Source organism: Paenibacillus uliginis N3/975 (assembly GCF_900177425.1).
In the GTDB taxonomy this organism is placed as follows: Bacteria; Bacillota; Bacilli; order Paenibacillales; family Paenibacillaceae; genus Paenibacillus_AQ; species Paenibacillus_AQ uliginis.
Genome location: NZ_LT840184.1, coordinates 174,902 through 186,950, shown reverse-complemented (window position 1 = coordinate 186,950; position 12,049 = coordinate 174,902). Strand labels below are relative to the sequence as shown.

Sequence of the window (12,049 nt, the reverse complement as noted above, 5' to 3'; positions counted from 1 at the left end):
GCTCTCACTCCTTCCATAGCTTTCCGTCTTCCCGGATACAGATATGGCCTTCCCCGTCCAAGGACGGAGTTGTAATCTGGAACAGACTGCGTGTCGTCTCAATAACGGGATCAATGCTCCACGAATCATCGCCCATGAGCAATTTCTTGTCCGTTGAGAACTCACCATGGGCTTCAAAATAATTGCGTTCACGATAATAGAGCCTGCGCAGCTCCCATTTAACTCGCTCATCCTGCGGAAGCTCAAAGGATTGCGGAGTGTCGCCGTCCGCGAATATGACATAGCCCCACAGCTCGGGATAATGCATATTGATGATACCCATAGGTGACCACACCCAGTTATCCTCCGGATATGGCTTGCCTGTTTCGGGATTCAGTACTTTACGGTATTCGCCGTCTTGTACCTCCATCTGCCACTGAACACGGGAGAAATTGACGCGCCAGAACTCGCCTGGGAGTGGCTGGCGGCTTCCGGCTGCACATTCCCGTAAGCTGGCCCAAGGTATCGCCACTTCAACACTCCACTTCCGGTTATCTGCACCGGGACGATTCAGCTCGCCATCAATATGCACAGCTGTCTTCAGGCCGCTGATATCCCAACCATTCACCGGAGGGCCGCCGTCACGGTAAGGCTTGACCAGCAGCAGGTCCCATACCGTATTCAGCGCATTGATCTCAAACTCATAATATTGATGACTATCTCCATCCGGATCAATGAAAATCTCAAAATCATTATCATAATAAATGACGGAATCCCGCTCCGTTAGCGTCGCCCAAATCTGATCTTCGATCAGTTCTGCCGCGAAGTAGAAATACTCATCATCCCACAGCATTTTAACCCGGGTCTGTTTCGTTGGCATCGGACGAAGATCACCTTCGATATCGACAAAATCATCACTCCAATCCGCTTCAGCCCAGAACGGCTTATCTACACGGCCATCCAATACTAGCGTCCCTTGAGCCCGTCTGCATATATAGTGTTTAGGTGCGTAATCAATCTTCGGCTCCGGCACTCCACTTAAGTTCATTGTCGTTCCCTCCGCTTCATTTTCATTAGATGTTTCAAGTGGCTTTTGCAGATGATCCACCTTAGATCAGGGAGGCTGGTACAAAAACACACGTCCCCTGTAATCGTTAGTTGTGGGTTACCACAGCTCCCGAACCGCCGTACATCTCCAGCTCTTCGTCGAATTCCAGCTTAAGAACTGTCACCTGTTCATGCGTATCCTCAGGAGTCATATGAATCCATGTCGTCCCCGGAATATTAAACCAAGGCACGCCGCCATGGATTTCATGTGTAAGATCTTTACCCGAATGAAGAACCGTGATCTTTTTAATCGGGTTGCACAGTCCTTTAAGGCATACACTTTCTTTCGGATCGTCATATACGAATAAATACAATGTCTTTTTGTCCTTAGAGACCGTGCTGCCACCCAGATAATAACGGGTCATAATTCCTTCATCGGTTCCGAATACCGCCTCTTCATGGGTCCGGATCCATTCTCCCAGTCCGAGCAATATGTCCTCCTGTCTCTTATCAATCGTTCCGTCTTCCCGGGGACCGATATCCAGCAGCATATTGCCGCCCATGGAGATGCAATCGCAGAACATCCGGATAATCTGGTTTAGCGATTTGTACTTGTCATCCGTCGGCACGTAGCCCCACGATGTGTTAATGGTCGTACAAAATTCCCAGGGTCCATCCGGTCTTGTGATCGGAATCCCCTGCTCCGGCGTCTTATAATCTCCATGGCCCTGAAGCCGTGAGTTTATGATGATATCCGGATTAAAGGATTGCAGATAATGCTTGAACTCGGGTAAATTCCACTGCTCGGCACTCCGTTCCCAGTCGCCGTCGAACCACAGCAGATCCACCTTGCCGTAATTCGTTAATATCTCCCGCAGCTGATTATTGTTAAATTCAAGAAACTTTTGCCACTTTTCAAGATCCTGAACGCCATCCAGCGGGCTTGAATGCGGGTTGGCTGAGCTGAGGTCCTCAGGAACCTTGCCGCCTTCGTACACGCTTGGATAATCAGGATGCGACCAGTCGATCAGGGAATAGTACATACCAAGACGGATTCCTTTTTTCGTTATGGCTTCAGCATATTCCTTAATGAGATCCCGTTTGACTGGAGTCTTTTTTACAACGTTTAAGTCGCTGTATTGTGTGTCCCACAAGGCTACACCGTCATGATGCTTTGTCGTAAGCACCGCGTATCTGGCTCCTGATTTCTCGATGAGATCGGCCCATTTGTCCGCATCGAATTTGGACGCCGTAAAGCCGTCCAGCTGTTTCATGTAATCCTGGTAGGACATTCTCCCGTTATAAAAGGACCATGATTCCGAAACTCCGTCCACCGCATAAATACCATAGTGGATAAATATCCCAAGCCTTGCGTCTTCAAACCATTTTTGCATATTCGGTCACACCTTTCCCTATGTACTCGTCTGATTTTTCCATTATTTATATGCATGGTCTACTTCCTATTTACCGAAGACGGAATACATGCGCGATCGGTGCTAATCCCTGGCGCTCCTTGTCCGGAAGTTGAACCGTGATGCCGCTCCCCGTACGGCGGTACTCAAGCATTTCCTGACCGCCCACCAGATCAATACGGCTGAAATCAGCCTCAATCGGCAGGTACAGCTCCTCTGAAACGGCCTCATTCTCATCCCTATATAGGTAGAGAGCATACGTTGTATCGTCTTTTTGAGTGAATTGGATGTTACCTACAGAATACGGCTCACACACGCGCGTTCCATAGATGGCCTCGCCATGAACATTCAGCCATGCCCCCATGCCCTTGATACGGGAAATGGCGGTCTTGGATATTCTTCCGTCCGGCTGCGGCCCCACATTGAGAGCCAGGTTGCCACCTTTTGCGACTATTTCCACGAGAAGATGTATGAGCTGACGCACCGATTTATAATTGTCCTCGTAACGGAAAGAGAACGCCGATCCCATCGTGATGCAGCTCTCCCACGGCACATGGAGCGCTCGCTCAGGCAATGTCTGCTCCGGTGTGATCAAATTCTCGTATGGCCCACCGACCGTGCGGTCCGCCGAGAGAAGCCATGGTTGAATTTTGCGCGCCTTCTCCACCACTTCACCCAGTCTGATGTTCTGATCGCGGTAGTCATTGACCCATCCGGCGTCAAGCCACAGCACATCGATCCGGCCGTAATTCGTCATCAGCTCCATAATCTGCTCATGTGTAAACTGGACGAACTGCTCCCACAGCCAAGGGTATTCCTTCGGATCATAAGTAGGTCCCCGTGATGTAAAAGTTCCCGGCTGCATCCCGGGTGCCCAGTAGTATGGTGTGTGCCAATCGGCTTTGGAGAAGTAAGCGGAGATGCCGAGGCCCTTCGCACGGAACGCATTGAACAACTGCTTAGTAATGTCCGCATATTTATGCGTATGAAACGGGCAGTCCGGACCTGTGACACGGTAATCGGTTGTATGCGTATCCCACATACAGAAACCGTCATGATGCTTGGTTGTAAAATTTAAATATTTAAAGCCGTTCTCAGCAGCCAGGTCAGCCCATAGATCGGGCTGGAAGCGGAGCGGATTAAACGTCTTGTTTAAATCAAAATACTGCCGTTTCAACTCCTCCGCATCGATGTCCCAATCGATCTCGTTGCGTGACCATTCCTCATCCTTGTCGCTTAGTGCCCATGATTCAACCAGTCCGAGCTGGGAATAAGGTCCCCAGTGCATCATCAGACCCAGCTTCTGGTCTTTAAACCACTCCAGACGCTCCAAAAGCAGCGGATCCTCCGGCTTAACCCAATCCATCTCACTGCTGTAATTGTGGACTCCCTGCTCAACTACAGATTCCTGCTCTTCCTCTACCCATTGGTTATCTCGCATGGTATACCTCCAATATCTTGACTTCCTTGTAAGCATTCCGGATGAACAATAATGACAATAGCCAACCCCCGGTCATCATTGACCGGGATATGTTGGCTTCTTTGTTTTTTTATACATGAATAGGTTTATTTCCCAGAGTTCCAACGATCATACGCGCCTTGATACAGCTCGACTAAACGGTCGCCACCCATTTTTTTGATTTGTGCAACATACTTGTCCCAATTAGAGAGCGGTTCTTGCCCGGTAACGAACTTCGCTTCCATCTGCTTCACATAAGTGTCCAGGTCGGACAATAAAGCCGACGCCTCGCTCTGCTCTTCATTTGTCAGATAAACGTTAGGGAAAGGAGCTTTACCGATAGGTACAAGTTTCTCTTGGTTTTGCTTGTCAATCCATTCGTCAAACTCGGTGCGAAGACCGTTCGCAACCTCCGGATCATTAATGCCTGGTGTCAAAATACCGTAGTTCGGCGTGAGTTTGCCGCGGTATTCATCACGGTCACCGCCGCCAGGAACCGGAAGCCATTCTTTCACATGGTTTTCCTTGTCTTTATATTTCCAGAGCACGCCTTCAGGTCCTTGACTGAACAGTGTGGAACCTTCATAACTGTACAGATAGTCGATCCAGCGCATTGTAGCTTCCGGAGCGGGATTTTTGTTTGTAATAGCAAAGGTCCCCTGTGTAGATATACCTGGATGCTTGCCGTATACCGGAGAGCCCTCAATTTCACTCTTCACTGGTGTCATCAGCGGGTTATCACCGCTTGGCTCACCTCCGAGAGTGAAGTACGGATGATAATCACTGAACAGAGCAATCTGCTTGTTTTGCCCTTTTGCCTTTTTCTGTTCAGCCGTTTGGGAGAAGGTTTCATGGTCAAGCAAATCTTCTTTCCACAAACGGTTCATGAAAGTAAGGTAGCCTTTATAGCCTTCTTCCTGGAAAGGATAGTGAACTTTTCCATCCTTGTCGGCATAGATTCCTTCATTGTACATTCCCCAGAAGCCGAAGAAGTACATGCGCAGATCATCCAGTTTCACGGAAGTCAGCGGAATCTCGTCTTGTTTACCGTTTCCGTTAGGGTCTTCTTCCTTGACACGCTTCAAATACGTATACAATTCTTCTGTTGTCTTAGGCTCAGTTGCTTTGAGCGCTTTCAAGAATTCACCGTTATACCACACAGGGCCTCTGTACCATACGGCTGCAGCGTCAATGAATGGCAGTGCATATATATGCCCGTCAGGCGTTGTAAACGACTTCCGAATGTCCGGGTTCTCATCAAAAATTTTCTTGATGTTTGGCGCATAACCTTCATCAATGTATTTTTCCAGCGGAATCAAAACGCCTTGGGTGCCATAAGTCACTTGTTCTGCCGATTTGATATCGGCTGCGTAGAACATATCCGGCAAATCGCCGCTCGCAAATACCAGGTTCTTCTTCGTTTCAAAACTGTCAATCGGTGAGAGTTGATACTCCAGCTTGATGCCTGTTAATTTCTCCATCTCTTGTAGTACAGGCATTTTGTTCCAGTCTGCTATACCGGCATCCTGCGACATAACCTTGAGAGTTAGCGGCTTCTCTACAATCGGAAAGCCTTCTTTCTTAACTTCGGTGTTGGTTGAACCAGAAGCCGAAGACCCATCTTCATTCCCTTTGGAAGAACCACAAGCTGCTAGCAGACTTGCTGATAGCGTGAGGCAGAGTAAAATGGATGATGCCTTGCGAAGCTTTTTCATGACGACAACTCCCTTTTAAAGTTGATTGAACTATGGCAAGATCAGCCCTTTACAGAACCAATCATAACACCCTGAACAAAATAACGTTGAAGGAATGGGTAGATAGCAATAACTGGAATGGTCGCCACGATGATGACCGCATATTTGACGAGTGCCGCGATTTCCGCCTTGCTGTTCATCGCCGCAGCCGTAGAAGCGTCGATGGCCCCCCCACCCTGCGCGGACATTTCCTGAAGAACCAGAATCTGGCGCAAAATCAGCTGCAGCGGGTACTTCGCAGTATCATTCAAATAAATGAGAGCTGAGAAGTAGCTGTTCCAGTTGCCGACCCCATAAAACAATGCCATAACCGCAATAATCGGCATCGACAACGGCAGAATGATTTTAATAAACAGCCGCATATTGGTACAGCCATCAATCTGTGCGGCCTCCTGCAGCTCCTTCGGAATGGAGCTTTGGAAGAAGGTACGCGATACGATAATATTCCAGATCGATGCGGCCGATGGTATGACAATCGCCCACATCGTATTAATCATGCCGAGCTCCTTGACGAGAAGGTAGGTAGGCACAAGCCCGCCGCCAAAGAACATGGTCACCATGAACATGCCCATAAAGAAATTGCGTCCGATAAAATCCTTACGGCTCAGGGCATACGCTGCTGGCAGCGTTACCACCAGATTGATGGAGGTTCCGACTACCGTATAAAGAATGGTGTTAGCGTATCCAGTCCAAATGCTGCTATTCTCGAACACTCTCTTGTATCCGTCAAAAGTGATTCCTTTGGGCCACAGCCACATTTCCCCGGAACTGACAAGCTTCGGATCACTGATCGATGCGCTGAGCATATATACCAAGGGATAGAACACCACGATAAAAGCAAGAAAGACGTAAAAGTAGTTGCAAATCAGAAATATTTTGTCTCTTTTGGTTTCTTTAACACCCGTTAGCATTCATGTCCTCCTCCTCTCTACCACAAACTGTTTTCGCTCGTACGGCGGACAACCTGATTCACGACAACCAGCAGAACTGCATTGATCACGGAGTTAAACAAGCCGATCGCAGTCGAGAAGCTGTACTGGGCATCCACAAGCCCCGAGCGGTATACGAAAGTTGAAATAACGTCTGACGACCCCATGTTAAGCGGGTTCTGAAGCAGCAGGATTTTCTCAAATCCGACCCCAAGCAGACTTCCTATATTCAGAATCAAGAGGATGGTCATCGTCGGAATGAGGGTTGGGATGTTAATATGGCGTAACCGCTGGAAGCGTGAGGCTCCGTCAATGACTGCAGCTTCATGAAGTCCTGGATCCACGCCCGAAAGCGCTGCCAAGTAAATGATGGTGCCCCAGCCTGCGCTCTGCCACACTCCGGAAAACACGTACATTGTCTTAAACCATCTTGGATCCGTCAAAAAGTCAGGGGCACTAAATCCGAGCCATTCAATCATATGAACGACAATCCCTGTCGATGGGGAGAGGAAGGTAATAATCATCCCCGCCATAACGACGACCGAAATAAAGTGAGGCGCATAGGTGACCGTTTGGGCCATTTTCTTAAAGAAGCCATTTCTTACTTCATTGAAAGCCAGTGCCAAAATAATGGGAATCGGAAATCCGATGGCCAGCTCATATAAGCTAATACTTAATGTGTTCCATAACAGGTCCCAAAAATAGTAAGAATCGAAGAAGCGTATAAAATGGTCGAAACCGACCCAAGGGCTCCCTGTAATCCCCATCGTGGGAATGAAATTTTTAAATGCGATTTGAATGCCGTACATCGGTCCGTAGGAGAAAATAAGAAAGTAAAAAAATGCGGGTGCAATGAAGATATACAGTTCCCAGTTCTGAAGCATTCTCTTCCATACACTCTTATGTCCCTTGCCGAGCGTCACACCTGGACTACTTGTAATGACAGTTTTTGTATCCTGCATAGGACCACCCCTTCCTGATTTGATATGACTCTCTCTCGTTTCGTTACCCACAGTGCGTCAAACTTGATAACGCTTACATATTTACGATAGCCGACTTTCGTAAACGCCGTAAATATGTCATTTGTGTGCACTGTTAAATCCTTTAATACCAAGGATTTCAACCTCATGACAACCGTTTTTGACAACTGGACAATGTGTCATTTTTGACTGAAATGTAAGCGTTTTTTACCAATAATCAAATTTGACCAATTCCCGATTCATCGATGAGATTCGATTATTTACACGTGAAATTTAGGCTCAAATCCAAAATCAGTGCTGCATTAAGCAATGAAGCCGCTACGTGGATGGATCGTTCTTACGATCGCTGTTGTCCCCAAATTTCTTATGAATCAACTTTTAAAATGGATGAAATTCGGGGACAAAGGCGAACGCTTTGCTTCTTCAGATCGATTCCATCCCCTCCGCTACTTTGCTCTTTATGTCAGGAACTGATTATAAGATTGAGCCGAAATTTATAAACTCTAATATTTTCAACAAATCAAACAAGCAAGCCGTCCAAGAAATCAATCTTGGGCGGCCTGCTTGTTTGTTGCTCCCTATTATTTTTGTAAAACCTTATCCCTTTGAACATCGCAAAACGAGGCTTAACGTACAGATGTACGGTCGTCTTCTGTAACATCTCTGAAGAATTTAATCGAGTACAAAGCGCACAGGCCGACAATTGTATAAATTACCCGCGCCCCGATGGAGTCCCGTCCTCCGAAGATCGAAGCTACTAAGTCGTATTGGAACAGACCAACAAGCAGCCAGTTAATTCCGCCGAATGGATGATTTAAAAAGAAAACATCCCCTGCAGACACAGGAGATGTTCTAGCGGCTTAAATTCATAAAATCATCGAGATCCCGATCTGCTTTGGATTGATTGCACTCCATACATGCACAGACACAATTCACTGGCGTTGTATGGCCTCCTTTGGCCCGCGGCAGTAAATGATCAATTGTATCCCCGTATCCCCCGCAGAAATAACAGGTATGACGATCACGCTCCAGCACATATTTGCGGAATCCCTTATTTGTGTAGAGACGGCGGATGGTATGGCGGTTCACCACAACGGCCGCATTCTCTTTCACCAGGATGATGGCCAGCTCCGGATCAATCTCTTGATGCCACCCCCGGCCTTTATCGGTGCGCCCACGCATCCGTATCGTACCTGCCCGAGTTGGCACAAGCGATGACACATCATACGGATTGAGATGCTCATATGCCACGGCCGTTCGAAGCAGCGGTCTTGGCGGATTCGGCGGGGTATGCTTGCGTTTGTCCCCCGTCTTGCGGACTTCACCCCGCTTTGGAGAAATGTGCTCCGGCTGCTCCCCGGCAGTATAGTTGCATTTGGCTGCAATGGCAGCTTCTGCTGCTCTCGTTTTAGCCCGCTTGCGAGCAGCCCGGCGTTTCTGCGAGCGGGATGCTTTGGGCTTGGGCGGTTCGATCTCGAGAGAGGAAGCCGCATCATCCCTGGCCAGAGATGAATCCATTGGGCTGAAAGGGTCATCTTCTTTTTCGAGAATCGCTTCCGAAATTCCTTCAGACGCCTGACGGCGGCACTCCGCGCAGATTCCCCGCCGAGAATTCGGTCCTGAACGGCGCCCCGTCCGGCGGCGAAACTCAGACAAAGGTCTATCCATTCCACAGTGTCCGCATTGTTTATATAAAGACTGTTCTATTCCGTTCATCGGCATCAGCACCGGACTGCTCCGGTCTATGTCACCCCAAACCTGTTATTGGTTAACATGTATTCTTCGCTATTATTATACCTCAATCCATGATTTGTCACTCACATGGTATTGCGGCGAGGGCGGGTCGAGCCCATTCTTAGTTTCCTGCCGATGAGCCTAATGATCTCCTGAGTCCCCCAAAAGAGCAACGCACCCAGCATGAAAGGATATTTATACGTGTTCCATCCTCCGGTTCCAACCAAGAGAGAAAATAACCATCCTGCCGCGACGCTTGCCAGCAAATAGGAGATTGGCTTCATGCAAAACGCAACTCCCTTCGGGGCTTCGTAAAAGAAACGGGCTACTGCCCCATCCATGATCAGAGACAGCGGGATTCCGAGAACCAAATACATGGGAAATATGATGATCCAACCTACAATAAAGAGCCTGAAGTACGAGTAGTAGCTAACTCCTGCCTCCCTCACATCCATCGGTGTATAATCCAGATACGCTGCAACCAGACAGATCAGCAGTGAGGAAAAAAGTGCAGCCAACAATTTCGACATCACATAAACACACCTCCACTCTTTATAACACAATTAGAGAGCAAGATGTTTCATACATAACTAACTGGAAAGGCTTTATTCATCCGAAGCAGATCCAGAAAAATTTCCGCAGCCTTCGTATGGTAGGGAGTCGCCTGCGTAATTAGAGAAAAATGTCTACGCACCGGTTCACCGTCCGGCTTTAGCATGATGAGCGTACCGAGCGAAATTTCCTTCCGGACCGCCCAGTGGGACAGCAGCGTCACACCAAGTCCCGCTTCCACAGATTCCTTGATTAACTGGGTACTACCGAATTCCATTTTGTTATCCGGCTGAAAATGGCGGCTTGTAAACATATGTTCAGCTGCTCTACGTGTACCTGATCCGCTTTCACGCACGATCCATGTCTCTTTGCCAAGTTCGGAAAGGCTAATCTCTCCTCTTCCTGCATAGCGCTCCTCATTCGGCACAATAACAAACATTTCATCCTCCGCAAAGGCTTCGATATGAAGATTCTCATGATAGTATTCTCCTTCAACAATTCCGATATCTGCCTGGTGATTCAGAATTGCCTCAGCCACCTCGGTCGTATTCCCGATGTTGATTCTCGGCCGGATCAAGGGATATACCTCATGCATATAAGCCAAAAGATGTGGTAGCACGTATTCTCCAAAGGTATAACTTGCGCTAATGGAGAGATCACCGCTAGCCCGGTGCAGCAAATCGTCTACCAATGTCTGCATCCGTGTGTACATTCCCAGAATATCCTTGGCATGATGAAATACAATTTCTCCTGCCTGATTAAGACGGACGTACTTGTTCGTTCTTTCCAGCAGTTTAGCGCCCACCGTGCGTTCCAATGCCTGTATGTACTGGCTTACCGCAGGTTGGGTCATCCTTAGCTCTTCGGCAGCACGGGTAAAGTTTCCTTTTTCCACAACCGTGACAAACACCTCTAACGATACATCCATGTCAAAAACCCCCTTACTGACTTCCTAATGTTATCAGCTTATCATAACTATTTACTTATGATGATCATTATAATGATTTATTTTTCTTATTTAAAAAACTAAGCTACGATGGATTCAGGCCAACCGAACATATCGGAGGTTACAATCATGAACAAACCTGCTTACCAAACCATGACACACCATGAACCACAAAGAACACCCCAGCCGGAGTTTCGGAATAAAGCTCTTTCCTGGGCCGGCGGGATCGGATTCACCTTTATCATTGCCCTAATGGGCTACGGGCTTTCTTACATTCCCGGACTAAACATTCTGGGGCAGTTGGCGTGGGCCATCCTCATTGCTGCCGTGTTCCGTCAGGTATGGGGTTATCCCGAAGCACTTCGAGCCGGTATTCAATTTACAGCCAAAAAGCTGCTTCGACTCGCCATTATTCTATACGGACTAAAACTCAACATCGCCATTGTATTCAGCCAAGGCCTGGGACTGCTACTGCGTGATGTTGTCACGGTGGTCTTCGCCATTCTTGTAACGATGCTACTGGCAAAATGGCTAAAAGCCGATGGTTCCCTCTCTCTTCTGCTCGGGATCGGTACCGGCGTATGCGGTGCAGCGGCCATTGCAGCCGTCTCGCCGATCCTGAAAGCGAAAGATGAAGACACCGCGCTGGGTGCGGGAATCATCGCCTTTATCGGCACCGTGTTTGCCGTTGTCTACACCTTGCTTCAGCCGTTTCTTCCGCTTACGGACACGCAGTACGGAATATGGTCAGGCATCAGTCTCCATGAGCTTGCCCATGTAGCTTTGGCGGCAGCCCCGGCAGGCGAGGACGCGTTAGCCGTCAGCCTGCTTGCAAAGCTTGGCCGCGTCTTTCTCCTCATCCCGCTGAGTCTTATATTGATGTACTGGATGCGGCGTACAGGACGGGTTGAAAAAGGCTCCAAGCTGGAATTTCCATGGTTCCTGCTTGGTTTCATTGCCCTGAGTCTGCTCGGCAGCGTGGAGTGGGGTGGTCAGGGTATCATCCCAGACGGCTTGAAGAGCAGTATCGCGAAGTCTGCGTCCTTTATTCTGGCTATGGCAATGGTGGGTCTGGGGCTGAACATTCATCTCCAATCACTGCGAAAAGCATGGCGCCCGCTGCTAGCGATGACCATTACCTCTGTACTGCTTGCATTACTTACTTTTTGGATGTCCTAAGGATTTCACCTATGCTGATAGCTGAACAACTGAACTAACGGTGTTTTCCCGTAACAACAACCTTGCACACGCCAACTT

At 48.3% G+C, this 12,049-nt stretch carries 11 protein-coding genes; 1 reads left to right on the top strand and 10 read right to left on the bottom strand.

Annotated features, from left to right (window positions below; all coding sequences use genetic code 11):
* Positions 1-4: 4 nt before the first annotated feature.
* The 10 genes from B9N86_RS00870 to B9N86_RS00825 form a co-directional block, all read right to left on the bottom strand.
* The gene (locus B9N86_RS00870; RefSeq protein WP_208917326.1) at positions 5-1,027 is read right to left on the bottom strand and encodes a carbohydrate-binding family 9-like protein; all 1,023 of its coding nucleotides are present in this window, start codon (positions 1,025-1,027) and stop codon (positions 5-7) included.
* Positions 1,028-1,133: 106 nt separating this feature from the next.
* A complete protein-coding gene (locus tag B9N86_RS00865; RefSeq protein WP_208917324.1) occupies positions 1,134-2,420 on the bottom strand; it encodes an alpha-L-fucosidase in 1,287 nt (428 codons plus the stop codon).
* Between the two features lie 70 nt (positions 2,421-2,490).
* Entirely contained in the window at positions 2,491-3,879 is a 1,389-nt protein-coding gene (locus B9N86_RS00860; protein ID WP_208917322.1) for an alpha-L-fucosidase, read from the bottom strand.
* A gap of 125 nt (positions 3,880-4,004) precedes the next feature.
* Positions 4,005-5,612 (bottom strand): extracellular solute-binding protein, encoded by a 1,608-nt coding sequence (locus B9N86_RS00855; RefSeq protein WP_208917320.1) that lies wholly within the window; start codon positions 5,610-5,612, stop codon positions 4,005-4,007.
* Between the two features lie 41 nt (positions 5,613-5,653).
* Positions 5,654-6,562 carry a carbohydrate ABC transporter permease gene (locus tag B9N86_RS00850; RefSeq protein WP_208917318.1) on the bottom strand — a complete coding sequence of 303 codons (909 nt, stop codon included), beginning with the start codon at positions 6,560-6,562 and terminating at the stop codon, positions 5,654-5,656.
* A gap of 17 nt (positions 6,563-6,579) precedes the next feature.
* Positions 6,580-7,542, bottom strand: coding sequence for an ABC transporter permease (locus tag B9N86_RS00845; protein ID WP_208917315.1), 963 nt, complete (start codon positions 7,540-7,542; stop codon positions 6,580-6,582).
* Positions 7,543-8,186: 644 nt separating this feature from the next.
* A complete protein-coding gene (locus B9N86_RS00840) occupies positions 8,187-8,402 on the bottom strand; it encodes a DUF378 domain-containing protein (RefSeq protein WP_208917313.1) in 216 nt (71 codons plus the stop codon).
* Between the two features lie 10 nt (positions 8,403-8,412).
* Positions 8,413-9,276 (bottom strand): HNH endonuclease, encoded by an 864-nt coding sequence (locus tag B9N86_RS00835; RefSeq protein WP_244562915.1) that lies wholly within the window; start codon positions 9,274-9,276, stop codon positions 8,413-8,415.
* A 101-nt stretch (positions 9,277-9,377) separates the two neighbouring features.
* The gene (locus tag B9N86_RS00830; RefSeq protein WP_208917309.1) at positions 9,378-9,827 is read right to left on the bottom strand and encodes a hypothetical protein; all 450 of its coding nucleotides are present in this window, start codon (positions 9,825-9,827) and stop codon (positions 9,378-9,380) included.
* A gap of 47 nt (positions 9,828-9,874) precedes the next feature.
* Positions 9,875-10,774 (bottom strand): LysR family transcriptional regulator, encoded by a 900-nt coding sequence (locus B9N86_RS00825; protein WP_208917306.1) that lies wholly within the window; start codon positions 10,772-10,774, stop codon positions 9,875-9,877.
* Between the two features lie 171 nt (positions 10,775-10,945).
* On the opposite strand from B9N86_RS00825, the gene B9N86_RS00820 reads away from it, so the two are divergent.
* The gene (locus B9N86_RS00820) at positions 10,946-11,971 is read left to right on the top strand and encodes a YeiH family protein (protein ID WP_208920027.1); all 1,026 of its coding nucleotides are present in this window, start codon (positions 10,946-10,948) and stop codon (positions 11,969-11,971) included.
* Positions 11,972-12,049: the final 78 nt, after the last annotated feature.